Genomic DNA, 23,133 nt, shown 5'->3' with positions numbered 1-23,133 from the left:
CCTGTTTCCGGCAAAGCCCGGTTCAGTCGTCCCTTTTCTTCGCAAGAATCACAGACAGACCGGCTGTATTCACTATAATGGATGCACCCAGCGTAATCAGCGCCCAGACTGAATTTGTATTGAATAAAAGCAGCAGTGCAACCAACAATAGAAGTATGCCTACGGAAAGGATGATAAGACCTAATTTATTTTTTGACATGATACTCAATTCCTTTTCATTTGCTCATAAGGACTGCATATCCGCCGACTGCGGATAGCCGTGTCCGGGCAGCGCACCGGCGGATACAACCTGCCGTGGCCGGTACGGCTTCGGCCGTTTTGACCGCGTAAGTTTAATATACACCCGTTGCGCCTGATTTACAACCGAACACAAAAATTTAACGTTTTATTAGGAGGTTATTCATGTCCCTGCTTAGAACCGACCTCGTGGTGGAACAGACCGAACAATATCGGGATACCCTCCCAGACGGGGTTACAGTGGAAGAATACACACGAAACGGAGTGGGGCTGACGCGGGTTGTAATATCCAGCGAACAGGGCGCACGCGCGCTCGGGCGGGCACAGGGGCAGTATATTACCATTGAACTGCCCGCGGTCGATTCTTCCGTCAGCCCTGCCGACGACGCCACGCATCTGCTCGCCGATGAGCTCGCCTCGCTGCTTCCATCCCTTGGGCTGGTGCTCGTTGTGGGGCTCGGCAACTCGGATATTACACCCGACGCCCTGGGTCCGCTGGCGGCGCGGCAGATTTTCGCAACACGGCATATTCCCGCTCAGGTTGCCAAACAGACCGGGCTGACCGGGCTTCGCCCGGTTGCAGCGATTGCCCCCGGTGTGCTTGGACAGACCGGAATCGAAACAAGTGAAATCATTCTCAGCATGATACACGACCTGAAGCCCGCCGCCGTCCTTGTGATTGACGCGCTGGCAGCCCGTTCACTTGACCGTCTTGGAAAGACCATCCAGCTTTCCGATCAGGGAATCGCCCCCGGAGCGGGTGTGCTGAACTCCCGCAAGGAACTTTCCGAACAGACGCTCGGTGTCCCGGTTGTATCAATCGGAATTCCTACCGTTGTGGACGGCGCGACTATGATATCCGACCTGCTGGAATCGGAGCAGGACAAAATTCCCGAACGCGCGCGCACCGTCATGGTCACCCCGCGTGATATTGACGCACTGATCGCCCGCGGCGCGCGGCATCTTTCTCTTGCCATCAACAGCGCGCTTCAGCCACGGCTTTCCATGGAGGATATCACCTATCTGGTTTCGTAATTGCTTCGGCCGCATTGTCATATTTTCCCGAAACCTCTCATAAAATGAACAGAAACGGTTCTGTCGGCTAGGGGGGAACAGGGATGCTGAAACATTACGGTCGTAAACAGCAGTCAGGCAAAAGGCCATGGATACTGCTCGCTGTTGCCGCGATACTGCCGATCGGCTTAACCATTGCGGCTGTATTTTCAGTGGACATGTCCGCTTTTACGGAGAAGGCCGCGTTGGTCTCGGCTATGATCAGTATGCCGGAGGGTTCGTTATCCCTTTTGGAGAATCGTTTTTCAGACAAGCTGGATAAGGAATACTATAACGGCAACGAAAGTGAAGTTGCCCCTTATGTGGAACCTTTCCCGGAGGAAGAAAATTCGGATACATCATCTTCTGCTTCTTCGGGCGCATCTTCCTCCGCCCCTCCCCGGACGCCCCAAAAAGCAACCAGCCAGGACCCGTCGCCCGCGTCGGATAACACCCACGAAGTTCCCGAGGCCTACCGGGGCACCCTGATTCAGGAAAACATGTCCGGCAGCGGTTCGAATCTGCTGGCTTATGGAGAAGGGCTTCTTCGAAACTATACACAGGTTCCGGACAGTGAAGTGGTTTCCATCATGAAGCAGGGCTTAAATATCCAGCTTGAGGATACAAAAGAGCCGCAGGTGCTTATTTTCCACACCCACGCAACCGAAAGCTTTGAGCCCTATGACAGCAGCGCCTATGATATCCGCAATACGTGGCGTTCCACCGATAATACGAAAAACATGGTGGCGGTTGGGAACGCCCTGGCCAAGGAACTGCAGGATGCCGGCATCGGGGTCTTGCATGATACCACACAGCACGACTACCCCTCTTATAACGGCGCTTACGAGCGCAGCGCCAAGACCATTCAGTCCTACCTCGATCAATATCCGTCCATCAAAATTGCGCTTGATGTGCACAGGGACGCGATTCAACGCGAAGAAAAGCTCATTGTAAAGCCGGTGGTGGAAATTGACGGCAAAAAGGCCGCCCAGCTGATGATCATTACCGGAAGCGACGACGGCACGATGAATGTGCCCAAGTGGCGGGAGAATTTGCGATTTGCGGCCTCTCTGCAGGATGCCATTGAGCAGGACTATCCGCAGCTGACCCGCCCGATTTTCTTCTGTTACCGAAAATACAATATGGATAAGACAACCGGCTCGCTGCTGCTGGAAGTCGGCGCCAGCGCCAATACACTGGAGGAAAGCATCTATACCGCCCATATGGTCGGAAAATCCCTCGCAAAGCTCCTTACGGAAAATAATAAATAGGATAAATCTAAGGTGAAAATACAGGATGACAAAAAATGATTTACGACTCTTCTTTTCCGCATTCCTTCTATCCCTGCTCCTCAGCGGCTGGATTGCCGCGTTCCTGCTGGTCGATTCCAGCAGTTCCCAATACGAAAGCGGAGATACAGTGCCCGCCCTTTCCCTTTCCCAACCCGACGCGCTACATTATCGTGTCGCGCTGCTGGGACAGGAATACCATCTTTCCCTCGATTCCGTCAATCAATGGGAAAGCTGGCGAAAAGAATACGCCTGCCTCGTAACGCCGCGCACCCTCCTGAATGGAGAAATCGCAGTATCCCTCTGTAAATATTACTGGATCAAATATTACGATCAGTATTTAAATGATCAATATCTACAAAATATCAAAAAAACGCCTGTCTCATAGGGCGTTTTTTTGATGCTTCCGGTCTTTTCGCCGCACAGATTCCCGTTGCATAGTGCGGACCGGATGTGTTATAATTTAGCATTGAACAAAGCAACTGAAAAGCCCGTCCGGCGGGCGGAAACGGCAGGTATCAAATGGCAGACCGCAGAGAGAATATTCGCAATTTTTGCATCATCGCGCATATAGACCACGGCAAAAGTACGCTGGCCGACCGTATCCTTGAGCAGACCGAGACTGTCAGCAAACGGGATATGGAAGACCAGATTCTTGACAATATGGATATCGAGCGGGAACGCGGCATCACCATCAAGGCGCGCGCGGTTTCCCTGACCTATCACGCCGACGACGGCCAGGACTATAACTTTAACCTGATCGACACACCTGGACATGTGGACTTTAACTATGAGGTTTCACGTTCGCTCGCCGCCTGTGAAGGCGCTGTGCTGATTGTGGACGCTTCCCAGGGCATAGAGGCGCAGACTCTTGCCAATACCTATCTGGCGATTGAACATGACCTGGAGGTAACGCCGGTCATCAACAAAATCGACCTTCCCGCGGCCGAGCCGGAGCGCGTGGCGCAGGAGGTGGAGGATGTTATCGGGATTCCGTGCATGGACGCGCCCCGCATCTCCGCCAAGACCGGCGAAAACGTGCATCAGGTGCTGGAGCGCATTGTAAAAGACGTCCCGCCGCCCGTGGGCGATGAGGACGCACCGCTGCGCGCGCTGATCTTCGACAGCTATTATGACAGCTACCGCGGCGTCATCGTGTATGTTCGGGTGAAGGACGGCGTTGTAAAGCCCGGCATGGCCATCCGGATGATGGCGACCGGCGCGGAATTTAACGTGGTGGAATGCGGCGTCATGGGCGCGACTACACCGGTTCCGCGCAGTGAACTGTATGCGGGACAGGTTGGGTATATCGCCGCCTCTATCAAAACCGTACAGGACACCGCCGTCGGTGATACCGTCACTGACGCATCCCGTCCTGCCGCCGAACCGCTCCCCGGTTACCGCAAGGTGCAGCCGATGGTCTTTTCGGGCATCTATCCGCTGGACGGTGCAAAATATCCCGACCTGCGCGATGCTCTGGAAAAGCTGCAGCTTAACGACGCCTCCCTCTCCTATGAGCCGGAAACTTCTGTGGCGCTGGGATTTGGTTTCCGCTGCGGATTCTTAGGGCTCCTGCATATGGAGATTATTCAGGAACGGCTGGAGCGTGAATTCAACCTTGATATCATCACGACGCTCCCCAGCGTTATTTATAAGCTGACGATGACAAACGGCGAGGAACGCTGGATCGACAACCCCACCAGTTACCCCGATCCCGCGCTGATTGCCAGCGCACAGGAGCCGTTCGTGAAAGCGAATATCTTCACGCCGACCGCCTATATCGGCAACATCATGGAGCTTTGCCAGGACCGGCGCGGAATTTATTTTGACACGAAGTATCTGGATACCGACCGTGTGGAACTGCATTATGAGCTTCCGCTCAATGAAATCGTCTACGACTTTTTCGACGCGCTCAAATCCCGCACCAAAGGATATGCGTCTTTCGATTACGAGCTTTGCGGATATCGGGATTCCAGACTCGTCAAGCTGGATATCCTGCTCAACGGCGACGTTGTAGACGCGCTGTCATTTATCGCACATGCGGACAAGGCCTATCCCCGCGCCCGGAAGATGGTGGAAAATCTTAAGGAGCATATCCCGCGTCAGATGTTTGAGATTCCCATTCAGGCCGCAATCGGCGGGAAGGTGATCGCACGCGAAACCGTCAAGGCAATGCGCAAGGATGTGCTTGCCAAGTGCTACGGCGGTGACATTACGCGTAAGAAAAAGCTGCTGGAAAAGCAGAAGGAAGGCAAAAAGCGCATGCGGCAGCTCGGCAGCGTCTCGGTTCCGCAGGAAGCGTTTATGGCTGTGCTCAAGCTGGATTCCAACGACTGAAGCATCTGAAAAAGCCATGCATCTGCGGATGCATGGCTTTTCTTAATGGTAAACCTGCGGTTCAGTTTTCCATCATTGAGCGGAGCTGTTTGCTGAAATCCGATGCGATTTCCCGCACGCTGTCAATCATCTCGTCGATTCCCGCCTCAATTTCCCGCGAAGTGCTGGTTTTAAAATAGTCCTTGGAGCGGGCCTTGCGGTAGCGTTTGACTACCTGTTTCATGCGCTCCCCCTCCTGCTGGGAAAGAGAAAAGGCGGAAGGCAGATTGCGCAGCTCACGCAGGGCGTTTTTGCAGTCGTTGAGCAGTGCGGTATATTCGTCCTCAGCCTGTTTTTTAAACCGGGCGGTCATCTGGGCTTCGTCGATCGGGTCGGTAAAACGAAGCTCCACAATAGATGCCTCCCCGCCCATCTGCCGGATTTTCTGGGCAAGTGCGGCGAACTGCTGCATACTTTGCGCGGAAATCGGCAAAATCGCGACCCCCTGCTTAAAGTATTCCGCGCCGAACTCCTTGAGCTTGCGCCAGACATAAACGCGCGCTTTCGACGGATTGATCGGTACGTTATAGCTCAGTGCCAGCCAGATGGTTCTCTGCACATATGCCACTCCTTTAAACAATTCTGTCTTAATTGTAACAACTGTTAGCTTTTCCGTCAATGTTTATTTGACTATGGTAAAAATATTACAGTTATGGGCGTCGTTGCTTGCATGTTGACATGCGAAATGATAAAATAAAATTTAGTTCTTTTCCTGTTACAAACTTTGCCTGCCGGTCGGCAGGCTTTCGTGTGTGTTTGTGTTGTGTTGATTAAAATTGCAGGAGGTTGCTATGGAACTGACAACGCTTTACGGGAGCCGTGTATTCGGTGATGCCGCTATGCGCAAATATTTATCCAGAGATGTTTATGAAAGCCTGAAACGCACCCAGAGGGACGGGCTTCCGCTCGACCCCGCGATTGCGGCGTCGGTGGCGGAAGGAATGAAGGACTGGGCGACCGAGCAGGGCGCCACCCATTACACCCATTGGTTCCAGCCGCTGAACAATATCACCGCCGGAAAGCACGATTCTTTTCTGGAGCCGGTCAGCGACGGCAATGCGGTTCTGGAGTTTTCTCCCAAGGCACTTGTCAAGGGAGAGCCGGACGCCTCCTCCTTCCCGTCAGGCGGGCTTCGCGCAACCTTTGAAGCGCGCGGCTATACCGCGTGGGACCCCACCAGTCCCGCGTTTGTCAAAGACGGTACGCTCTATATCCCCACCGCTTTCTGTTCCTATACGGGTGAGGCGCTCGACCAGAAGACCCCGCTGCTGCGCTCGATGGAGGCTGTCAATACGCAGGCTCTGCGGCTGCTGCGGCTGCTTGGCAATACCTCCTCAAAACGGGTGATGCCTACCGTGGGCGCCGAGCAGGAATATTTTTTGGTTGACCGCGGCCTTTATGAAAACCGTTTGGATCTCAAAATCTGCGGGCGCACCCTCTTGGGCGCGAAACCGCCCAAGGGGCAGGAGTTGGACGACCATTACTGCGGGCGTATTCGCCTGCGCGTATCGGATTTTATGCATGCGCTGGATGAAGAGCTCTGGTCGCTGGGAATCCCCTGCAAAACCAAGCATAACGAGGTGGCGCCCGCGCAGCACGAGCTCGCGCCGGTGTTTGACTCCGCGAATATTGCCTGCGACCACAACCAGCTGACCATGGAGACCCTCCGCATCGTGGCGAAAAAGAAAGGGCTTGCCTGCCTGCTCCATGAGAAGCCGTTCGCGGGCATCAACGGCTCCGGCAAGCATGACAACTATTCCCTTTCGACCGATGACGGGCTGAACCTTCTTTCCCCGTCAAAAGACTTCGCGAAAAACCGCACCTTCCTGCTGATTCTGGCCGGATTCGTGCAGGCGGTGGATGAGTACGCCGACCTTCTGCGGGCTTCCGCCGCATCCGCCGGGAATGACCAGCGTCTGGGCGGCAACGAGGCCCCTCCCGCGATTATTTCGATGTTCCTGGGCGAAAACCTTACCTCCCAGCTGTTTTCCGCCGCTGCGGGCGGAGCGGCGGATATGCATGATCTGGAACTGATCAAAACAGGCGTTTCCGCCCTGCCCGATCTGGTGAAAGACGATTCCGACCGCAACCGCACCTCGCCCTTTGCGTTCACCGGCAACAAGTTTGAATTCCGCATGCTGGGCTCTTCGCAGTCGATTGCGCTGACCAATGTGGTGATGAACACCGCTCTTGCCGACGTGTTTTCACAGTTCTCAGACCGTCTGGAAGCGGCTTCCGACCGTAATGCGGAGTTTAGTGCCATTCTTGCGGATGTTGTGCGGGAACACGGCCGCGTGATTTTTAACGGCAACAACTACTCGGACGCCTGGGTACAGGAGGCAAAACGCCGCGGGCTGCCGATTTTGAATTCTTCGGTTGACGCCTTTGACGCGTTCATCGATCCCAAGAACATCGCGCTCTTTAAGCGCCACAAGGTATTCACCGCAGTGGAATGCGCGTCCCGCCATGAAATCCTGTTTGAAAATTACGCCAAAGTCGTCAATATCGAAGCGGCTACCATGATTGAGATGGTATGCCGCCAGATCTATCCGGCGGTTGTGCGTTACGCGGGCGATGTGGCGGAAATCGTCAACCGGATGCGTACCGCAAACCTTGTTTCCCAGTCGGTTGTTAACCAGCTTCATTCACTGACCGCCATCATCGACCAGATTGACAGCGAACTTTGCTCCCTGCGGGAGGTCTATGCGAGAAGCCAGTCCCTGGAGGACCCGCGCCATCGCGCCGCTTATATGCGCGATGAGGTTCTCGGCCGTATGGACAGCCTGCGTGCCGCCTGCGACGCCGCCGAGAAAATCACCGACCGCGCGGTCTGGCCAATCCCCACCTATACCGATTTGCTTCTCCGGGTTTGATACCATCCAGTCGGCGGCGTCCCTCCCGGGCGCCGCTTTTTCTATAAAAATGGGAATTTCTTTTTCTACGTTGCAACCTGTCTGTTCTTCTGCTAAAATGCATATATTGATTACTTTGTGAAAGGTACGCCAGCATGAAAAAACCACTCACTCTGTTTCTGGCGATGCTGCTGATTTTCAGCATGTCCGCCTGCGGCTCCGATTCCTCTGCGGGGCAAGTGATTGCTTATGATATTCCCGCAGCGGTTAAAAATTTAGATCCACAGTTTGCAACCAGCGAAACTGCCCACATGATTATTTCCAATACGTTTGAAGGGCTGTTCCGGCAGCTGTCTTCAGGCAAAATTGAAAACTGCCTGGCCGAGTCTTATGAGATTTCGCCGGACAAGCTCACTTATACGTTTCATCTGCGCGACGACGTTTCCTGGTCCAACGGTGATCCCGTCACTGCAATGGATTTCGAATTTGCACTGCGTCGGATGTTTGATTCCGCTGCTTTCAGCCCTTATGCCGTCCAGTTCTCCGCAATTGAAAACGCGGGCCTGATTTTGAGTGGAGACGCCGGTCAGTCGGCACTGGGGGTATCCGCCGTCGACAGCCGCACGCTGGTCATCCGGCTGGAACGGCCCGATCAGCTGCTTTTGGAGCGCCTTGCTTCCAGTTACGCGGTACCCTGCAACAAGGCATTTTTTGAATCCACCTCCGCCCGATACGGGCTGACGAAGGAAACGATGATTTTCAACGGCCCTTATCTTGTACGTTCCTGGGATGACGATGTGGTCGCCCTGCGTCAAAATACACACTATTGCGATACGGATTCGGTTGTTGCCGCCGGGGCCAATCTATATATCCCCTCCTCGGATAAAGACCAGCCGACAGATCCTTTGACGCGTTTTTTATCCGGCGAGACTGATGCCTGCAAAATTGATTACCCGTCGCTGTCCAAAGTCCTCGACAAAAAAGGCTCCTATACTTCTTTCGAGGACACTGTCTGGATACTGGTTTTGAACTGCGGCAGCCCCAGCCTCTCAAACACCGATATCCGGCGTGCGCTTTCCTATACCGCCGACCGGACTTTGTTCGAGCAGTATCTTCCGGGCAACCTGCGTACAACTTCCATGCTGATCCCGCCGGCGGTGTCGTTTGCGGGCAGTTCCTTCCGTGAATCAGCCGGCAATGTTTCGCCTGTCCTCCCAAGCCCTGAAATCGGGAAGCGTTACTACGACTCTGGGCTGGCCGCCCTGGGATTGAACCGTCTGTCCCTGAACGAACTACTGGTGTGCGACGAAAACAACATTCCGCTGCTCACCGGTTTTCTCCAGCAGGCCTGGCAGAAGCATCTGGGGCTTTATACCGGAATCGTGAAACTTTCCCGCGAAGATTTGCTCTCGCGCGTAAGCGGCGGCGATTTCGAAGCGGCTGTTCTTCCAGTTTCCGCCTCCTATTCTTCCCCCGACGCCATTTTGTCTGCTTTCAAGTCGGATTCTCCGCAGAATTACGCTGCCTATCGCAATGAATCCTATAACGAGCTGCTGCAATCCACCGCCACAATGGACAGCGACGACCAGTTTACCGCCTATATGCAGGCTGAGCAGCAACTTTTGGAGGAGTGCGTCGTGATTCCGCTCTTTTTTGAAACTTCTTATTATGCTATGGCAAAAGGAGTCAGCGATATCGAATTCTCTCCGTTCCTTTCCGGCATCTATTTTAAGAACGCGCGCAAAAACTGAATTGCAAACAGATCAAAAGGGCGCATCCTTTCGGATGCGCCCTTTTTTATACTGAATAATTACACAAGCTCAATGATTGCCATCTCTGCTGCGTCACCGCGGCGAGGACCGATCTTGACGATTCTCGTATAGCCGCCTTTTGTTTCGGCGTACTTCGGAGCGATCTCGTCAAACAGTTTCTTCGCTACATCCTCTTTCGTCACGAAAGAGAAGACCTGACGCTTGGAGTGGAGGTCGTTGGTTTTCGCCGTAGTAATCATCTTCTCGGCCATTGCCCTAACCTCTTTCGCTCTCGTGACAGTGGTCTCAATCTTGCCGTTTTCCAGTAGGAAAGTTACCATTGCCCTGAGCATAGCCATTCTATGGCTGGAAGTTCTGCCGAGTTTTCTGGTTCCTGGCATCGAATTTCACTCCTTACCCATGCTTTAGATCAAGCGCTCGCGCGCTTTCCGTTATTCTTCGTCCTTAGAAAGGTCAAATCCCAGTGACTGTAACTTTTCGATAACCTCTTCCAGCGACTTTTTGCCAAGATTGCGCACCTTCATCATCTCTTCGGGAGACTTGTTGATGAGATCCGCCACGGTGTTGACGCTGGCTCTCTTCAGACAGTTAAATGCACGAACAGATAAGTCAAGCTCTTCAATGGTCATCTCAAGGAGTTTATCCTTGCCGGTATCTTCCTTCTTGTCCATGATCTCTGTCGCACTCACCTCATCAGACAGATCGACGAAGTGATTGAGTTGCCTATTGAGGATCTTGGCCGCCAGACTGACCGCCTCTTTTGCGGAGATCGTCCCGTCTGTCCAGACTTCAAGCGATAGTTTATCATAGTCGGTTATCTGTTCCACTCGGGTGTTTTCCACTGTATAATTTACCTTTAACACCGGTGTATAGATGCTGTCCACAGCGATCGTGCCTACCGGTGCTTTTTCAAGCTCGGTGTGCTTGTTGCGGTCGGCGGAAACATATCCCTGTCCCTTGCGCAGCGTAATCTCCATGGAAAGCTTGGCACCCGCGTCCAGCGTGGCAATATGCATGCTGGGGTCGAGAATTTCGACCTCCGAATCGCACTCAATGCTGCCGGCGGTGACTTCGCACTCACCCTGAGCGTCAATTCTCACCGTCTTGGGCTCGTCGCAATACAGCTTTGCGGTAAGGCCCTTGATGTTGAGGATTATTTCCGTTACATCTTCTTTGACTCCCGGGATTGTCGAGAATTCATGCTGCACGCCATCAATCTTGACAGAAATGACCGCAACACCAGGAAGAGAGGAAAGCAGCACACGCCTCAGGGAATTCCCCAACGTTGTGCCAAACCCTCTGTCCAGCGGTTCCGCTACAAATTTGCCGTAGGTTCCGTCAGATTTGAGCTCAACCGTTTCAATCTTGGGCTCTATGATCTTGACCATATTGGACCCTCCTTCTCTGGCGGAATGGCTCCCGCCGTATCATTCTCGTTTCCCTGTAACCATAAATCGTACACAGCGCAAACCGTTCTATGCAGCGCTGCAATTATTTGCTGTACAACTCGACGATCAGATGCTCCTCAACGTCCAGATCAATATCTTCGCGCTTCGGAAGGTCGATGACGCGTCCGGTCATATTCGTCTTGTTGCAGTCCAGCCATTTTGCGACCGGACGGGAAGCCATTGTCTCAACCACATTCTTGATCTTGTCGCTCTTGGAAGCCACCGCAACAACATCGCCGGCTTTCAGCAGGATGGAAGGAATGTTGGCTTTTTTGCCGTTCACAGTGAAATGTCCGTGAAGAACAAGCTGTCTGGCTTCTTTTCTGGAAGAAGCAAAGCCCAGTCTGTAAACAACGTTGTCGAGACGGCTCTCACAGATTTGCAGCAGGTTTTCGCCCGTTACGCCCTCTTTGCGTGCAGCCATATCGAAATATTTCGCGAACTGGCTTTCGAGGATTCCATAATAACGTCTGGTCTGCTGTTTTGCGCGAAGCTGAATTCCGTATTCGGAAGATTTTCTTGCGCGCGCTTTGCCGTGCTGACCGGGAACAGATGCTCTGCGGCTGACGGCACACTTGTCGGTGTAGCATCTTTCACCCTTGAGGAACAGTTTCTTGTTCTCTCTGCGGCAGAGTCTGCATACAGCACCGGTATATCTTGCCATGAATTGCACCTCCTGATTGGTTTAACGCCCTGTGCAGCAGCACATTAGGGCTGGTTTTGCCGCTTATACGCGTCTTCTCTTGGGCGGGCGGCATCCGTTATGCGGAATCGGAGTTACGTCCTTAATCATATTGACCTCAAGCCCCGCTGCCTGAAGCGCACGGATAGCAGCCTCACGGCCGGCACCCGGTCCCTTAACAAAAACTTCAACCGACTTTAAGCCATGCTCCATAGCAGCTTTCGCAGCGGTTTCGGCCGCAGTCTGAGCTGCATACGGAGTGCTCTTTCTGGAGCCTCTGAAGCCGAGGCCACCTGCCGAAGCCCAAGAAAGCGCGTTGCCCTGGGTGTCGGTGATCGTGACGATCGTGTTGTTAAAAGTGGACTGGATATGTGCGGCGCCACGCTCAATGTTCTTGCGTTCACGACGCCTACGAGTGGCAGTCTTTTTGTTGGCAATAGCTTTCGCCATCGTGTATATCCCTCCCTAATTACTTCTTCTTGTTGGCGATTGTTTTCTTGGGGCCTTTTCTGGTACGCGCGTTGGTCTTGGTTCTCTGTCCGCGGACAGGAAGACCCTTTCTGTGGCGTAAGCCGCGATAGCACCCAATTTCGACCAGTCTCTTGATGTTCAGCGCTGTTTCACGGCGAAGGTCGCCTTCCACGCGCACATGGTGGTCGATATAATCACGCAGTTTGGAAACGTCGTCCTCGGAAAGATCCTTGACTCTGATGTCAGGATTCACTCCGGTGGACTCGAGAATTTGCTGAGCGGTTTTTCGGCCTATACCAAGGATATAGGTTAAACCAATTTCGACCCGCTTCTCTCTCGGCAGGTCAACGCCAGCTATACGAGCCATACTTCTGTTGCACCTCCATTATTTGGTTTGCACTTAGCCCTGACGCTGTTTGTGCTTTGGGTTTGCGCATATTACCATGATACGGCCCTTGCGCTTGATGATTTTACACTTCTCGCAAATGGGCTTAACGGAAGGTCTTACTTTCATCTGAAACTACCTCCTTAAAATCCCGTGGATTGTTTACGAACGGCCAAGGCCGCTGCTTACTTGGAACGCCAAGTGATGCGCCCCTTGGTCAGGTCATACGGAGACATCTCCAGCGTGACCTTGTCTCCCGGCAGGATACGGATGAAATTCATCCGCAGCTTACCTGATATATGCGCCAAAAGCTGGTGGCCGTTCGGCAGCTCGACGCGGAACTGCGCATTCGGCAGGCTTTCTACGACAATGCCTTCGATTTCGATGACATCTTCCTTAGACAAGCTGATTACCTCCCTCATTCCCGCGGAATTCCCGAAGGGCTTCCCGCAGCTTTTTGTTCGTGGTGATACTGGATAAATCCAGCTGTGTGTTGGTTTTCCGGATGTGTTTTTCGCTTTTGCGTTTGGGCTTCTCAAGCAGGCGTGTTTTGCCGTCGGCTAAGCAGACATAACCGTTTTCTGCTGAAACAACCACAAACCATCCGCGGGCATCATGCCCGGCTGTTGAGCGCACAATGATTCCCGCTTCAGTCGGCATCCCATATCCTCCCGTCAAGGCAAGGTCAGGATTACCGGGCCATTATCGGTAATCGCAATTGTGTGTTCATAGTGTGCCGCGAGTCCATGGTCAGCGGTTATCACTGTCCAGTCGTCGTCGAGTACTTTCACCGCCGGTGAATGCTGCGTGATCATCGGTTCCACCGCAAGTACCATGCCCGCAACTAACCGTATGCCGTGGCCCGGGTGCCCATAGTTGGGAACTTCAGGCTCCTCATGCATTTTACGGCCGATTCCGTGTCCGACATATTCGCGGACAACTCCGAAACCGCGCGCTTCCACATAGGACTGGACAGTATGGCCAATGTCTCCCAGACGCGCGCCCGGCCGCATCACCGCAATCGCGGCAAGCAGGCTCTGCTGCGTCGCATCCATTAATGCCTGAGCCTCAGCGCTTACTTTTCCCGCCGCGAAGGTTCCCGCGTTGTCCCCTTGATAGCCGTCCAGAATGGCTCCAACGTCAATACTGACAATATCGCCTTCCTGAATGACCCGTTTACCGGGGATGCCGTGGATGACTTCCTCATTGATCGAGATGCATGCGCTGGCCGGAAAACCACCATACCCCAAGAACGAGGGTTTGGCGCCTTTGGAAAGGATAAAGCTCTTTATGATACGGTCGATTTCCCCGGTAGTAATGCCGGGGCGAACAGCCGCACCGCCGACTTGTAGCGCCTGTGCCGATACAGAACCCGCTTTCTTCATCTTCGCAAGTTCCTGGGACGTTTTCAGCACGACCATACGCTACGCCTCCAAAGCTGCAAGAGTGAGTTTGGTTGTTTCCTCAAGCTCCTGCTGCCCCACAACAATTTTAAGTTTGCCGGTTTCGGCATAATAATCCTTGAGGGGCTCTGTTTGCTGATGGTAAACCGCAAGACGGTCACGGACGGTTTCGGGCTGGTCGTCCTTGCGGATTACCAGACCTCCGCCGCACCTGTCGCAGACGCCTTCCTGCTTGGGAGGCTTTACCTCGACATGGTAGCTGGCGCCGCATTTTTCACAAACGCGTCTGCCGCCCATTCTCTTCTCGATCGCCTCATCGGCAACTTCAATGTCGATCACGCGGTCGATTTCGATTCCCATCGCGTCAAGCGCCTGCGCCTGAGGAACGGTGCGCGGAAAGCCGTCAAGAATGAAGCCGTTCCGGCAGTCGTCCTGTGCAAGACGCTCTTTAATAATTCCAATCACCACATCGTCCGGAACGAGCTTGCCCTCTTCCATATAGGATTTGGCTTTCAGTCCCATTTCGGTCCCGTTTTTCAGTGCTTCCCGGATGATGTTTCCGGTGCTGATTGCGGGGATGTGCAGACGGTCGCAGATGATTTCCGCCTGTGTGCCCTTGCCGGCGCCAGGAGCGCCAAGGAGTATCAGTTTCATAACTTCTCCTCCCCTTACTCTAAGAAGCCCTTATAGTGGCGCATCATCATCTGAGATTCAAGCTGTCTGAAAGTATCCAGCGCAACGCCCACAACGATAATGATGGACGTACCGCCAAGCGAGATATTCATTCTGGTCACCGCGCCAACACCGATAGGCAGGGTTGCGATGAGAGCCAAAACAACGCCGCCGATCAATGTGATCTTGGAGATGATTCTGGCAATGAAATCGGATGTCGGTCTGCCCGGTCTGATGCCCGGGATTGTACCGCTGTTATTACGCAGATTGTTGGATATTTCGATCGGATTATACTGGATCGCCACGTAAAAATAGTTAAACGCGAGGATCAGGACGAAATACAGCGCCGCATAAAGGAATGTGTTATAGTTGAATGCGCCGAGGATCTTGCCAAGCATTCCTGTACCGTTAGGATCGACGAACGCCTTGATGGTGCCCGGGATTGCCAACAGAGAGGAAGCGAAGATGATCGGCATGACGTTGGACATGTTGACCTTAATGGGGATGAAGGTCGACTGCCCGCCGTACATTTTGCGGCCCACCACTTTTTTCGCGTACTGCACCGGGATGCGGCGCTCAGCATTGGTCATAACGATGATCGCAACAATGAGAGCCAGGAACAGCACGATGATCAGCGGAACGGTCAGCAGATAGATCGACTGGGGGTTGTCGCCGAATGCCAGTTTAAAGTAAGCCCATAGTTTCTGCAGAGCGTGCGGACCGCGGGAAACGATACCTGAGAAAAGGATCAGGGAGATACCGTTTCCGACACCGTGGTCGTCAATTCTTTCGCCCATGTAGACAATCAGCATGGCCCCGCCAATGAACGCGCCCATGATCACCAGAGCGGCAAAAACGCCGGAGAAGCCGCTTGTGTACAGCACTGCCCCCGCCTGGTTACGGAGCATCGTGTAATAAGCGAACGCCTGCAGCAGGGCAAGACCCACGGTTGTGTAGCGTGTGATCTTCTGGAGCTGCTTTCTGCCGTCCTCTCCCTCCTTGGCCATGCGCTCCAGAGCCGGAATGGCAACTGTGAGCAGCTGGATGACGATGGAAGAAGTGATGTACGGTGTAATTGACAGCGCAAAAATCGTTGCGTTGGCAAATGCGCCGCCGGAGAGGATATCCAAGTAGCCCAGAAGGTTGCCTGTATCCGATACCATGTTTTGAAGAACAGATGCATCAAGGAACGGAACCGGAACGGCGGCGCCGAGCCGGAACAGCACAATGATCATCAGGGTGAAGAGAATCTTTTTCCTTAAATCCGGAATCCCCCATGCGTTCTTTAAGGTCGTAAACATTCTTACTTCACCTCAGCCTTTCCGCCTGCTTTTTCAATTTTCTCCTTCGCAGAAGCAGAAAAAGCTGCGCAATTGACTGTGAGTTTCTTTGTGAGTTCGCCATTGCCGAGCACTTTGACACCGCCAAGGGTCTTTTTGATCAGACCGGACTCAAGCAGCGCCTGAGCGTCCACAACCGCTCCGTCTTCGAATTTCTCTAGATCGGAAACGTTGATGGTTGCGTACTTAGTGGCAAAGATATTCACAAAGCCTCTCTTGGGTACGCGCCTCTGAAGGGGCATCTGGCCGCCTTCGAACCCAGGTCTGACACCGCCGCCGGAACGGGCCTTCTGGCCTTTATGTCCCTTACCGGCAGTCTTTCCGTTACCGGAGCCTGCACCTCTGCCTTTGCGGAATGCTTCTTTGCTGGAACCGGGCGCCGGGGAAAGTTCATGCAATTTCATCTTACCTGCACCTCCTTGCTTTATGCTTCGGTAACCTCAATGAGGTGGGAAATTTTCGCGATTTTGCCTTTTGTGGCAACATTATCGGGTTGAATAGTCTCGTCGCCGATTTTACGCAGTCCTAAGGAGTCCGCGGTGGCAATCTGGCCATCTTTGCGGCCGACAAGACTCCTGACGAGCTTGATTTTCAGCTGTGCCATGTTCGCTTCCTCCTTAACCAATAATATCCTTAACGGACTTGCCGCGCACCGCAGCTACCTGCTCTGCATCACGCAGGGCACACAGCCCCTGGATGGTTGCGCTGACAACGTTGCAGGGGTTATTGGAGCGAAGGGACTTCGTGCGGATGTCCCTGATGCCCGCAACCTCCAGCACTGCACGCACAGGGCCGCCGGCGATAACGCCGGTACCTTGCGGAGCCGGCTTCATGAGCACTCTGCCCGCGCCGTATACACCGATGATCTCGTGGGGAATGGTTGTGCCCTTCAGCGAGATCTTATGCAGATTCTTTTTCGCGTCCTCAATACCCTTGCGGATTGCGTCGGGTACCTCGCCCGCTTTACCAAGCCCGAAGCCCACCATGCCATTGCCGTCGCCGACAACAACAAGCGCCGCGAACTTAAAAATGCGTCCGCCCTTCACTGTTTTGGAAACGCGGTTGATTGCTACCACGCGCTCTGTGAGCTCGTATTTGCTTGCATCGATAAGAGCCAAAAGTATCCCTCCTTCTTAGAATTTGAGGCCGCCTTCACGAGCCGCTTCAGCAAGTTCTTTCACACGTCCGTGATAGATATAGCCGCCACGGTCGAAGACAACATTCTCAATGCCCTTTTCGGCCGCTTTTTTCGCAAGTGCTGCGCCGACCTTCTTTGCTGCTTCCTTATTACCGCCAAAACCTTCGAAATCCTTGTCCATTGAAGATGCCGCGCAAAGGGTCACGCCGTTGGCATCGTCAATAATCTGGGCATAAATGTGTTTAGCGGAGCGGAAAACATCAAGACGAGGGCACTCGGGCGTGCCGCCAATCTTTGCTCTGACTCTTACATGCCTTTTCAGTCTGGCTGTATTTTTGTCAGGCTTTGTTATCATGTTGATTCACTCCTTCGATTACTTCTTGCCCTTGCCTGCTTTGCCTTCCTTACGGATGATCACTTCGTTGATATACTTGATTCCTTTGCCCTTATACGGTTCAGGCGGGCGTTTCTCGCGGACTTCCGCCGCAAACTGGCCAACCTTCTGCTTGTCGGGGCCATGGATAATGATCTTGTTAGGCGCAGGCACGTCAATTGTGATGTCGGCAGTGTCTTCCATGAACACCTGGTGCGAATAACCAAGGGTCATGACAAGCTTTTTACCCTGCTTCGCAGCACGGTAACCGACGCCGTTGATCTCGAGCTCCTTGTGGAATTCCTCGGTAACGCCGTGAACCATGTTGGCAATCAGCGTTCTGGTGAGCCCATGGACGCTCTTTTCAAATTTCTCATCGTTCGGCCTGGTAACGAGGATCTCGCCGTTTTCCAGCGCGATATTCATTTCCGGGCGGAAGCTCTGGGTCAAAGTGCCTTTAGGGCCTTTGACGGTAACTGTGCTGCCGTCAATCTTGACGTCAACGCCCGCAGGCACAGTGATGGGCTTTCTACCAATTCTACTCATCGTCTGTACCTCCCCTTACCAGATGAATGCGAGGACTTCGCCGCCAACATTCTCACTACGAGCCTGTTTGTCGGTCATAACGCCTTTGTTCGTGGAGAGAATGGCGGTGCCGAGACCCTTCATAACGCGGGGCATTTCCTCACAGCTGGTGTAAATGCGCAGGCCGGGTTTGGAAACCCTGCGAAGGCCCTGAATGATCGGGGTCTTGCCCTGCCCGTATTTCAGGGCCACACGGATCGTGCCCTGCTTGCCGTCCTCGACGACCTGGAACGCTTTTATATATCCTTCATCCAACAAAATCTGAGCGATTGCTTTCTTCATGTTGGAAGCAGGAATATCAACAGTATCATGTTTCGCGTTGTTTGCGTTTCTGATACGTGTCAGCATGTCAGCGATTGTATCGGTGATATGCATGCCGTCAACCTCCTTTATAGCTCAGCTTTGTTTTACCAGCTTGCTTTCCTTACGCCCGGAATCTGCCCTTTGTAGGCCAGCTCTCTGAAGCAGATACGGCAGATGCCGAATTTGCGAAGGTAAGCATGTGGTCTGCCGCAGATTTTGCACCGGGTGTATTCTCTTGTGGAAAACTTCGCCGGGCGCTGCTGCTTGATTTTCATGGATGTTTTTGCCACAGTGATTCCTCCTTACTTCGCAAATGGAGCGCCCATGAGCGTCAGAAGCTCGCGGGACTCTTCATCGGTCTTCGCAGTGGTGACAAAGCAGATATCCATACCTCTTACCTTGTCGATCTTATCAAACTCGATCTCCGGAAAGATCAGCTGTTCCTTGAGGCCCATGTTATAGTTGCCTCTGCCATCGAACCCGTTGGGGTTGATGCCGCGGAAATCGCGCACGCGCGGAAGCGCAACGCTGAACAGCCGGTCAACAAACTCGTACATCACGTTTCCCCGCAGGGTAACCTTTGCACCGATGTTCATGCCTTCACGAAGCTTGAAGTTAGCGACGGATTTTTTCGCTTTGCAAATGGTCGCCTTTTGACCGGTGATCTTTGCAAGGTCGTTCATGATCGCGTCAATAACCTTGGGGTTATCTCTCGCTTCTCCGCAGCCAACGTTGATGACAACTTTATCAAGCTTGGGGATCTGCATGACAGAAGTATAACCAAACTTTTTCATCAGCGCAGGAGCCATTTCGCTCTTGTACTGGTCTTTTAATCTTGCCATGATGTATCCTCCTTACTTAAAAAGTTTCACCGCACTTGGAATTTTTACACAGGCGTTCTTTAGAACCGTCCTTCAGGATCTTATGGGCAATTCTTGTGGGTTTGCCGCATTTGGGGCAAACAAGCATCACCTTAGAAGCATACAGGGCGCCCTCGGCCTTCACAATGCCGCCCTGATCGCCCATCTTGCGGGGTTTCAGGTGTTTGGTCATCATGTTGATGCCCTCGACGATCACTTTCTGCTCCTTCGGGCTTACCTCAAGAACCTTGCCCTTTTTGCCCTTGTCCTTACCGGACAGAACGATTACTGTATCGCCCTTTTTCACGTGAAGTTTATTCACTTTCGAGCCCTCCATTACAGTACCTCAGGCGCGAGGCTTAATATCTTGAGGTACTCCTTTTCGCGGAGTTCCCTCGCCACTGGTCCAAAAATACGTGTGCCCTTGGGATTTTTATCCTCTTTAATGATAACCGCCGCATTCTCGTCAAAACGGATGTATGTGCCGTCATCCCGGCGTACACCTTTGGCGGAACGAACGATTACTGCTTTTACTACATCGCCTTTTTTTACCTGGCCGCCGGGGGCAGCTTTCTTGACGGAAGCCACTACCACGTCGCCAATATTGGCGTATCTCCTGCGTGAGCCGCCCAACACTCTGATGCACATAAGTTCCTTGGCGCCGGTGTTGTCAGCTACTTTGAGATAGGTCTGCATCTGTATCACAGTGCGTTCCTCCTTTCGGTCGGATTAGTTGCTTATTTCGCCTTTGCAATGATCTCGGTGACCCTCCACCTTTTGTCCTTGGACAGGGGGCGGGTTTCCATAATCTCTACTTTATCGCCAATTCCGCATTCGTTGTTCTCGTCATGTGCCTTGAACTTCGTGGTGCGTTTGATGATTTTTTTGTAAAGGGGGTGTTTCACGTTGTCTTCAATGGCGACTACAACCGTTTTGTCCATTTTGTCGCTGACAACCATGCCAACACGGGTCTTTCTGAGATTTCTTTCGCTCATTTACCGTCGTCCTCCCTTCCGCTTACTGCACGTTCTTGAGCTCGTTTGCCCGAATCAGAGTTTTGATTTTCGCAATGTCCTTTTTGACAGCGTTCAAACGCATCGGGTTTTCAAGCTGGTTTATAGCGTGCTGGAAGCGAAGGTTAAAAAGCTCGGCTTTGAGGTCAGACAGCTTCTGGGTTAATTCCGCTGCGGACAGTTCTCTCATCTCGCTTGCCTTCATTACTCTTCACTCCCCTTTTCCTCGGTTTCCTTTGAAACAAATTTGCATTTGATCGGAAGCTTGTGGGCAGCAAGTCTCATTGCCTCGCGGGCAAGATCTTCAGACACACCGCTGATTTCAAACATCACGCGGCCCGGCTTCACGACTGCAACCCAATACTCCGGGCTGCCTTTACCGGAACCCATTCGGGTCTCGGCGGGCTTTTCTGTAATCGGCTTATCAGGGAAAATCTTGATCCAAACCTGACCGCCGCGCTTAATATAACGAGTCATTGCGATACGGGCGGCCTCGATCTGATTGGAAGTGACCCAAGCCGGCTCCAGCGCCTGAAGGCCATACTCACCGTAAGTGACCGTGTTGCCCCTGTAGGCTTTACCGGTCAGGCGCCCTCTGTGTACCCTGCGGTACTTTACTCTTTTCGGCAGAAGCATTATTTATTGCCTCCTTCCTTACGGGTTCTTTTCGCATCCCCGAGCACCTCTCCGGCGTAGATCCAGACCTTGACGCCGATCTTTCCGTAGGTGGTGTCGGCTTCAGCGAAGCCATAGTCAATGTCGGCACGGATGGTCTGCAGGGGAATCGTACCCTCATGATAGTGCTCGGTGCGGGCAATTTCAGCGCCGCCCAGACGGCCGGAAACGCTGACCTTGATGCCTTTGGCGCCAAACTTCATGGCACGGCCGATCGCCTGCTTCATCGCGCGGCGGAAGGATACGCGTCCGACAAGCTGAGCAGCGATGCCTTCTGCAACCAGCTGCGCGTTTTTATCGGGCTGCTTCACCTCGACAACATTGATGAATACCTGGCGTTTGTCTGCATCCGCTTTGCCCTTGTTGATCATGTCGTCGCACAGCTTGCGGATTCTTTCGATCTCCGCGCCGCCTTTGCCGATCACAATGCCGGGTCTGGAGCAGTGGACATGGATGCGCACCTTGGTGGCATCTCTTTCAATTTCAATTCTGGGAATGCCAGCGTCAAACAGGGTTTTCTTTAAGAACTTGCGCAGCTTGTAATCCTCGACAAGGATATCGCCGAAAGCGTCGTCCTTAGCAAACCAGCGGGAATCCCAATCCTTGATGACTCCGACACGCAGACCGTGCGGATTTACTTTTTGGCCCATAGTTTACCTCCTCTTTCAGCTTATTCGTATTCCTTCACGGTTACAAAAACATGTGAAGTTCTTTTCAGAATCTGGAAAGCCCTGCCCTGGGCACGGGGTCTGATGCGTTTCATTGTCGGGCCCGGCGTAACGTAGCACTCCGAAACATAGAGATTGTTCTTATCCATGCTGAAGTTGTTTTCCGCGTTCGCAATTGCCGACTTTAGCAGCTTCTCCAGAGGCTCGCATGCGGCCTTGGGAGTGTGCCTAATGATTGCCATGGCCTGATCGGCCGGCTTGTTTCTAATAAGATCAAGCACGATCTGCACCTTACGGGGCGCGATACGAGCATGTCTCAAAGAAGCTTTTGCTTCCATTGTGATGTCCTCCTTTCGGCCACGTTAGTTGGATTTCTTCGCGCCGGCATGGCCGCGATAGGTTCTGGTGGGCGCAAACTCGCCGAGTTTGTGTCCAACCATATCCTCGGTCACATAAACCGGCATATGCTTGCGTCCGTCATGGACGGCAAAGGTGTGTCCTACAAAGTCAGGGAATATTGTGGAGGAGCGGCTCCATGTTTTCAGAACTACTTTCTTCTCGCCGCTCTCATTCATCTTGCGAACTCTTTCGAGCAGAACGGGCTGCACGTAAGGTCCTTTTTTAACGCTTCTACCCATGAATCATTTGCCTCCTTTCAGCCCGCTTTACTTAGCGTTGCGGCGCTTGACAATAAACTTGTCGGAGCGATTGTGTTTTGAGCGGGTCTTGTAACCCAGCGCCGGCTTGCCCCAAGGGGTAACAGGGCCGGGACGTCCAACAGGGCTCTTGCCCTCACCACCGCCGTGCGGATGGTCACAGGGGTTCATAACGGAACCGCGGACGGTCGGTCTCCAGCCCATATGGCGGCGGCGGCCGGCTTTACCGTAATTGACATTCTCAGCGTCGATGTTACCAACCTGGCCGATTGTCGCATAGCAGCTGTCCGGAATGTTCCGAAGCTCGCCAGATGGAAGTCTCACCATCGCATGGCCGTTTTCTTTTGCCATCAGCTGAGCCATGATGCCGGCGGAACGTGCAAGCTGCGCGCCCTTTCCGGGATAAAGCTCAATGTTGTGGATAAAGGTACCGGTCGGGATGTTGAGCATCGGCAATGCGTTGCCCGGCTTGATGTCCGCCTTTGCGCCGGAAACGATCTGGTCGCCGACTTTCAGGCCGTTGGGAGCGATAATATAGCGCTTTTCGCCATCTTCATACTGCACAAGTGCGATATGAGCGGTTCTGTTGGGGTCGTACTCCAGAGTGAGGACGGTCGCCGGCATATCGGCTTTGTCTCTCTTGAAGTCGATCACACGATATTTACGGCGGTTGCCGCCGCCTCTGTGGCGAACGGTGATTCTGCCGTTGCTGTTGCGGCCGGAGTGCTTTTTGACAGGTTCAAGAAGGCTTTTTTCCGGAGCAACCTTCGACAACTCGCTGTAATCCGTGCAGGTCATCTGACGGCGGCTAGGTGTTGTCGGTTTATAGCTTTTAATAGCCATTCGGTTTCACTCTCCTCATAATGTGGTTAGCGGGGCATA

Annotated in this window: 36 protein-coding genes; 6 read left to right on the top strand and 30 right to left on the bottom strand. The window is 53.2% G+C overall.

Going from position 1 to position 23,133, the window contains the following annotated elements; translation table 11 throughout:
* Positions 1 to 22: 22 nt before the first annotated feature.
* Positions 23 to 199, bottom strand: a complete 177-nt coding sequence (locus C1A10_RS18295) for a hypothetical protein (RefSeq protein ID WP_180950935.1) — start codon at positions 197 to 199, stop codon at positions 23 to 25.
* 203 nt (positions 200 to 402) lie between these two features.
* Between C1A10_RS18295 and gpr the strand changes: the two genes are divergently transcribed.
* From gpr to lepA, 4 genes are all read left to right on the top strand, one after another.
* Complete coding sequence (gene gpr / locus C1A10_RS01530; protein ID WP_101908545.1) at positions 403 to 1,272, top strand: GPR endopeptidase; 870 nt, start codon at positions 403 to 405, stop codon at positions 1,270 to 1,272.
* A gap of 83 nt (positions 1,273 to 1,355) precedes the next feature.
* Entirely contained in the window at positions 1,356 to 2,561 is a 1,206-nt protein-coding gene (spoIIP, locus tag C1A10_RS01525) for a stage II sporulation protein P (RefSeq protein WP_101908544.1), read from the top strand.
* A 25-nt stretch (positions 2,562 to 2,586) separates the two neighbouring features.
* Positions 2,587 to 2,967: a hypothetical protein gene (locus C1A10_RS01520; RefSeq protein WP_101908543.1), complete on the top strand. Its 381-nt coding sequence runs from the start codon at positions 2,587 to 2,589 to the stop codon at positions 2,965 to 2,967.
* 134 nt (positions 2,968 to 3,101) lie between these two features.
* A complete protein-coding gene (gene lepA / locus C1A10_RS01515; protein WP_101908542.1) occupies positions 3,102 to 4,916 on the top strand; it encodes a translation elongation factor 4 in 1,815 nt (604 codons plus the stop codon).
* Between the two features lie 61 nt (positions 4,917 to 4,977).
* Here lepA and C1A10_RS01510 read toward each other — a convergent pair whose 3' ends face one another.
* A complete protein-coding gene (locus tag C1A10_RS01510; protein ID WP_101908541.1) occupies positions 4,978 to 5,514 on the bottom strand; it encodes a Chromate resistance protein ChrB in 537 nt (178 codons plus the stop codon).
* Positions 5,515 to 5,746: 232 nt separating this feature from the next.
* Between C1A10_RS01510 and C1A10_RS01505 the strand changes: the two genes are divergently transcribed.
* Positions 5,747 to 7,828: a glutamine synthetase III family protein gene (locus C1A10_RS01505; RefSeq protein WP_101908540.1), complete on the top strand. Its 2,082-nt coding sequence runs from the start codon at positions 5,747 to 5,749 to the stop codon at positions 7,826 to 7,828.
* A 134-nt stretch (positions 7,829 to 7,962) separates the two neighbouring features.
* Positions 7,963 to 9,558: a peptide ABC transporter substrate-binding protein gene (locus C1A10_RS01500; RefSeq protein WP_101908539.1), complete on the top strand. Its 1,596-nt coding sequence runs from the start codon at positions 7,963 to 7,965 to the stop codon at positions 9,556 to 9,558.
* A gap of 59 nt (positions 9,559 to 9,617) precedes the next feature.
* Here the strand turns inward: C1A10_RS01500 and rplQ are convergent, their stop codons facing one another.
* The 28 genes from rplQ to rplB form a co-directional block, all read right to left on the bottom strand.
* Complete coding sequence (gene rplQ / locus C1A10_RS01495; RefSeq protein WP_101908538.1) at positions 9,618 to 9,959, bottom strand: 50S ribosomal protein L17; 342 nt, start codon at positions 9,957 to 9,959, stop codon at positions 9,618 to 9,620.
* Between the two features lie 51 nt (positions 9,960 to 10,010).
* A complete protein-coding gene (locus C1A10_RS01490) occupies positions 10,011 to 10,967 on the bottom strand; it encodes a DNA-directed RNA polymerase subunit alpha (protein WP_101908537.1) in 957 nt (318 codons plus the stop codon).
* A gap of 103 nt (positions 10,968 to 11,070) precedes the next feature.
* Positions 11,071 to 11,691, bottom strand: a complete 621-nt coding sequence (gene rpsD, locus C1A10_RS01485; RefSeq protein WP_101908536.1) for a 30S ribosomal protein S4 — start codon at positions 11,689 to 11,691, stop codon at positions 11,071 to 11,073.
* Positions 11,692 to 11,754: 63 nt separating this feature from the next.
* Positions 11,755 to 12,159, bottom strand: a complete 405-nt coding sequence (gene rpsK / locus C1A10_RS01480) for a 30S ribosomal protein S11 (protein WP_101908535.1) — start codon at positions 12,157 to 12,159, stop codon at positions 11,755 to 11,757.
* A gap of 19 nt (positions 12,160 to 12,178) precedes the next feature.
* Positions 12,179 to 12,547: a 30S ribosomal protein S13 gene (gene rpsM / locus C1A10_RS01475; RefSeq protein ID WP_101908534.1), complete on the bottom strand. Its 369-nt coding sequence runs from the start codon at positions 12,545 to 12,547 to the stop codon at positions 12,179 to 12,181.
* Between the two features lie 33 nt (positions 12,548 to 12,580).
* Entirely contained in the window at positions 12,581 to 12,694 is a 114-nt protein-coding gene (rpmJ, locus tag C1A10_RS01470; RefSeq protein WP_016317597.1) for a 50S ribosomal protein L36, read from the bottom strand.
* A 56-nt stretch (positions 12,695 to 12,750) separates the two neighbouring features.
* On the bottom strand, positions 12,751 to 12,969 hold the full coding sequence (infA, locus tag C1A10_RS01465; protein ID WP_101908533.1) for a translation initiation factor IF-1: 219 nt from the start codon (positions 12,967 to 12,969) through the stop codon (positions 12,751 to 12,753).
* Positions 12,962 to 13,225 carry a KOW domain-containing RNA-binding protein gene (locus tag C1A10_RS01460; protein WP_101908532.1) on the bottom strand — a complete coding sequence of 88 codons (264 nt, stop codon included), beginning with the start codon at positions 13,223 to 13,225 and terminating at the stop codon, positions 12,962 to 12,964. Before C1A10_RS01460 ends, infA begins: the two co-directional genes overlap by 8 nt.
* Before the next feature lie 14 nt (positions 13,226 to 13,239).
* Positions 13,240 to 13,986: a type I methionyl aminopeptidase gene (gene map / locus C1A10_RS01455; RefSeq protein ID WP_101908531.1), complete on the bottom strand. Its 747-nt coding sequence runs from the start codon at positions 13,984 to 13,986 to the stop codon at positions 13,240 to 13,242.
* A gap of 3 nt (positions 13,987 to 13,989) precedes the next feature.
* Positions 13,990 to 14,622 carry an adenylate kinase gene (locus C1A10_RS01450; RefSeq protein ID WP_101908530.1) on the bottom strand — a complete coding sequence of 211 codons (633 nt, stop codon included), beginning with the start codon at positions 14,620 to 14,622 and terminating at the stop codon, positions 13,990 to 13,992.
* A gap of 14 nt (positions 14,623 to 14,636) precedes the next feature.
* Positions 14,637 to 15,941 (bottom strand): preprotein translocase subunit SecY, encoded by a 1,305-nt coding sequence (secY, locus tag C1A10_RS01445; protein WP_101908529.1) that lies wholly within the window; start codon positions 15,939 to 15,941, stop codon positions 14,637 to 14,639.
* A gap of 2 nt (positions 15,942 to 15,943) precedes the next feature.
* Complete coding sequence (gene rplO / locus C1A10_RS01440) at positions 15,944 to 16,384, bottom strand: 50S ribosomal protein L15 (RefSeq protein ID WP_101908528.1); 441 nt, start codon at positions 16,382 to 16,384, stop codon at positions 15,944 to 15,946.
* Positions 16,385 to 16,404: 20 nt separating this feature from the next.
* Positions 16,405 to 16,584, bottom strand: coding sequence for a 50S ribosomal protein L30 (gene rpmD, locus C1A10_RS01435; protein WP_101908527.1), 180 nt, complete (start codon positions 16,582 to 16,584; stop codon positions 16,405 to 16,407).
* Positions 16,585 to 16,597: 13 nt separating this feature from the next.
* Complete coding sequence (rpsE, locus tag C1A10_RS01430; protein WP_101908526.1) at positions 16,598 to 17,098, bottom strand: 30S ribosomal protein S5; 501 nt, start codon at positions 17,096 to 17,098, stop codon at positions 16,598 to 16,600.
* Between the two features lie 15 nt (positions 17,099 to 17,113).
* Complete coding sequence (gene rplR / locus C1A10_RS01425) at positions 17,114 to 17,473, bottom strand: 50S ribosomal protein L18 (protein ID WP_101908525.1); 360 nt, start codon at positions 17,471 to 17,473, stop codon at positions 17,114 to 17,116.
* Between the two features lie 18 nt (positions 17,474 to 17,491).
* Complete coding sequence (gene rplF / locus C1A10_RS01420; RefSeq protein ID WP_101908524.1) at positions 17,492 to 18,037, bottom strand: 50S ribosomal protein L6; 546 nt, start codon at positions 18,035 to 18,037, stop codon at positions 17,492 to 17,494.
* Between the two features lie 15 nt (positions 18,038 to 18,052).
* The gene (rpsH, locus tag C1A10_RS01415; RefSeq protein ID WP_101908523.1) at positions 18,053 to 18,451 is read right to left on the bottom strand and encodes a 30S ribosomal protein S8; all 399 of its coding nucleotides are present in this window, start codon (positions 18,449 to 18,451) and stop codon (positions 18,053 to 18,055) included.
* Between the two features lie 32 nt (positions 18,452 to 18,483).
* Complete coding sequence (locus tag C1A10_RS01410; protein ID WP_016317586.1) at positions 18,484 to 18,669, bottom strand: type Z 30S ribosomal protein S14; 186 nt, start codon at positions 18,667 to 18,669, stop codon at positions 18,484 to 18,486.
* Positions 18,670 to 18,681: 12 nt separating this feature from the next.
* Positions 18,682 to 19,221, bottom strand: coding sequence for a 50S ribosomal protein L5 (rplE, locus tag C1A10_RS01405; protein ID WP_101908522.1), 540 nt, complete (start codon positions 19,219 to 19,221; stop codon positions 18,682 to 18,684).
* Positions 19,222 to 19,237: 16 nt separating this feature from the next.
* Positions 19,238 to 19,561: a 50S ribosomal protein L24 gene (gene rplX / locus C1A10_RS01400; RefSeq protein ID WP_101908986.1), complete on the bottom strand. Its 324-nt coding sequence runs from the start codon at positions 19,559 to 19,561 to the stop codon at positions 19,238 to 19,240.
* Between the two features lie 14 nt (positions 19,562 to 19,575).
* Positions 19,576 to 19,944: a 50S ribosomal protein L14 gene (gene rplN, locus C1A10_RS01395; protein WP_101908521.1), complete on the bottom strand. Its 369-nt coding sequence runs from the start codon at positions 19,942 to 19,944 to the stop codon at positions 19,576 to 19,578.
* 32 nt (positions 19,945 to 19,976) lie between these two features.
* Positions 19,977 to 20,234 (bottom strand): 30S ribosomal protein S17, encoded by a 258-nt coding sequence (gene rpsQ / locus C1A10_RS01390; protein WP_101908520.1) that lies wholly within the window; start codon positions 20,232 to 20,234, stop codon positions 19,977 to 19,979.
* Between the two features lie 22 nt (positions 20,235 to 20,256).
* Positions 20,257 to 20,457 carry a 50S ribosomal protein L29 gene (gene rpmC, locus C1A10_RS01385; protein WP_101908519.1) on the bottom strand — a complete coding sequence of 67 codons (201 nt, stop codon included), beginning with the start codon at positions 20,455 to 20,457 and terminating at the stop codon, positions 20,257 to 20,259.
* Positions 20,457 to 20,888, bottom strand: a complete 432-nt coding sequence (gene rplP / locus C1A10_RS01380) for a 50S ribosomal protein L16 (protein WP_101908518.1) — start codon at positions 20,886 to 20,888, stop codon at positions 20,457 to 20,459. Before rplP ends, rpmC begins: the two co-directional genes overlap by 1 nt.
* Entirely contained in the window at positions 20,888 to 21,577 is a 690-nt protein-coding gene (gene rpsC / locus C1A10_RS01375) for a 30S ribosomal protein S3 (RefSeq protein ID WP_101908517.1), read from the bottom strand. The genes rplP and rpsC overlap by 1 nt, the downstream gene beginning before the upstream one ends.
* 20 nt (positions 21,578 to 21,597) lie before the next feature.
* Positions 21,598 to 21,933, bottom strand: coding sequence for a 50S ribosomal protein L22 (gene rplV, locus C1A10_RS01370; RefSeq protein ID WP_101908516.1), 336 nt, complete (start codon positions 21,931 to 21,933; stop codon positions 21,598 to 21,600).
* A gap of 24 nt (positions 21,934 to 21,957) precedes the next feature.
* Positions 21,958 to 22,233, bottom strand: a complete 276-nt coding sequence (gene rpsS, locus C1A10_RS01365) for a 30S ribosomal protein S19 (RefSeq protein WP_101908515.1) — start codon at positions 22,231 to 22,233, stop codon at positions 21,958 to 21,960.
* A gap of 27 nt (positions 22,234 to 22,260) precedes the next feature.
* Complete coding sequence (gene rplB / locus C1A10_RS01360; protein WP_101908514.1) at positions 22,261 to 23,094, bottom strand: 50S ribosomal protein L2; 834 nt, start codon at positions 23,092 to 23,094, stop codon at positions 22,261 to 22,263.
* Positions 23,095 to 23,133: the final 39 nt, after the last annotated feature.

It is taken from the genome of Marasmitruncus massiliensis, from assembly GCF_900186535.1.
GTDB lineage: Bacteria > Bacillota > Clostridia > Oscillospirales > Ruminococcaceae > Anaerotruncus > Anaerotruncus massiliensis_A.
This window is presented reverse-complemented; position numbering and strand designations above follow the sequence as displayed.

Excerpts from the sequence above, each read along its gene's own strand:
- rplF (WP_101908524.1), bottom strand. The coding sequence starts at position 18,037 with ATGAGTAGAATTGGTAGAAAGCCCATCACTGTGCCTGCGGGCGTTGAC.
- C1A10_RS01460 (WP_101908532.1), bottom strand. The coding sequence starts at position 13,225 with ATGCCGACTGAAGCGGGAATCATTGTGCGCTCAACAGCCGGGCATGAT.
- rpsH (WP_101908523.1), bottom strand. The coding sequence starts at position 18,451 with ATGCATATCACCGATACAATCGCTGACATGCTGACACGTATCAGAAAC.
- rpsS (WP_101908515.1), bottom strand. The coding sequence starts at position 22,233 with ATGGGTAGAAGCGTTAAAAAAGGACCTTACGTGCAGCCCGTTCTGCTC.
- rpsQ (WP_101908520.1), bottom strand. The coding sequence starts at position 20,234 with ATGAGCGAAAGAAATCTCAGAAAGACCCGTGTTGGCATGGTTGTCAGC.
- rplO (WP_101908528.1), bottom strand. The coding sequence starts at position 16,384 with ATGAAATTGCATGAACTTTCCCCGGCGCCCGGTTCCAGCAAAGAAGCA.
- rpmJ (WP_016317597.1), bottom strand. The coding sequence starts at position 12,694 with ATGAAAGTAAGACCTTCCGTTAAGCCCATTTGCGAGAAGTGTAAAATC.
- map (WP_101908531.1), bottom strand. The coding sequence starts at position 13,986 with ATGGTCGTGCTGAAAACGTCCCAGGAACTTGCGAAGATGAAGAAAGCG.
- C1A10_RS01500 (WP_101908539.1), top strand. The coding sequence starts at position 7,963 with ATGAAAAAACCACTCACTCTGTTTCTGGCGATGCTGCTGATTTTCAGC.
- gpr (WP_101908545.1), top strand. The coding sequence starts at position 403 with ATGTCCCTGCTTAGAACCGACCTCGTGGTGGAACAGACCGAACAATAT.
- C1A10_RS18295 (WP_180950935.1), bottom strand. The coding sequence starts at position 199 with ATGTCAAAAAATAAATTAGGTCTTATCATCCTTTCCGTAGGCATACTT.
- rplB (WP_101908514.1), bottom strand. The coding sequence starts at position 23,094 with ATGGCTATTAAAAGCTATAAACCGACAACACCTAGCCGCCGTCAGATG.
- rplR (WP_101908525.1), bottom strand. The coding sequence starts at position 17,473 with ATGATAACAAAGCCTGACAAAAATACAGCCAGACTGAAAAGGCATGTA.
- rplP (WP_101908518.1), bottom strand. The coding sequence starts at position 20,888 with ATGCTTCTGCCGAAAAGAGTAAAGTACCGCAGGGTACACAGAGGGCGC.
- rplV (WP_101908516.1), bottom strand. The coding sequence starts at position 21,933 with ATGGAAGCAAAAGCTTCTTTGAGACATGCTCGTATCGCGCCCCGTAAG.
- rpsM (WP_101908534.1), bottom strand. The coding sequence starts at position 12,547 with ATGGCTCGTATAGCTGGCGTTGACCTGCCGAGAGAGAAGCGGGTCGAA.
- secY (WP_101908529.1), bottom strand. The coding sequence starts at position 15,941 with ATGTTTACGACCTTAAAGAACGCATGGGGGATTCCGGATTTAAGGAAA.
- spoIIP (WP_101908544.1), top strand. The coding sequence starts at position 1,356 with ATGCTGAAACATTACGGTCGTAAACAGCAGTCAGGCAAAAGGCCATGG.
- rpsD (WP_101908536.1), bottom strand. The coding sequence starts at position 11,691 with ATGGCAAGATATACCGGTGCTGTATGCAGACTCTGCCGCAGAGAGAAC.
- lepA (WP_101908542.1), top strand. The coding sequence starts at position 3,102 with ATGGCAGACCGCAGAGAGAATATTCGCAATTTTTGCATCATCGCGCAT.
- C1A10_RS01490 (WP_101908537.1), bottom strand. The coding sequence starts at position 10,967 with ATGGTCAAGATCATAGAGCCCAAGATTGAAACGGTTGAGCTCAAATCT.
- C1A10_RS01520 (WP_101908543.1), top strand. The coding sequence starts at position 2,587 with ATGACAAAAAATGATTTACGACTCTTCTTTTCCGCATTCCTTCTATCC.
- rpsK (WP_101908535.1), bottom strand. The coding sequence starts at position 12,159 with ATGGCGAAAGCTATTGCCAACAAAAAGACTGCCACTCGTAGGCGTCGT.
- rplE (WP_101908522.1), bottom strand. The coding sequence starts at position 19,221 with ATGGCAAGATTAAAAGACCAGTACAAGAGCGAAATGGCTCCTGCGCTG.
- C1A10_RS01505 (WP_101908540.1), top strand. The coding sequence starts at position 5,747 with ATGGAACTGACAACGCTTTACGGGAGCCGTGTATTCGGTGATGCCGCT.
- rpmD (WP_101908527.1), bottom strand. The coding sequence starts at position 16,584 with ATGGCACAGCTGAAAATCAAGCTCGTCAGGAGTCTTGTCGGCCGCAAA.
- rpsC (WP_101908517.1), bottom strand. The coding sequence starts at position 21,577 with ATGGGCCAAAAAGTAAATCCGCACGGTCTGCGTGTCGGAGTCATCAAG.
- rpmC (WP_101908519.1), bottom strand. The coding sequence starts at position 20,457 with ATGAAGGCAAGCGAGATGAGAGAACTGTCCGCAGCGGAATTAACCCAG.
- C1A10_RS01450 (WP_101908530.1), bottom strand. The coding sequence starts at position 14,622 with ATGAAACTGATACTCCTTGGCGCTCCTGGCGCCGGCAAGGGCACACAG.
- rplQ (WP_101908538.1), bottom strand. The coding sequence starts at position 9,959 with ATGCCAGGAACCAGAAAACTCGGCAGAACTTCCAGCCATAGAATGGCT.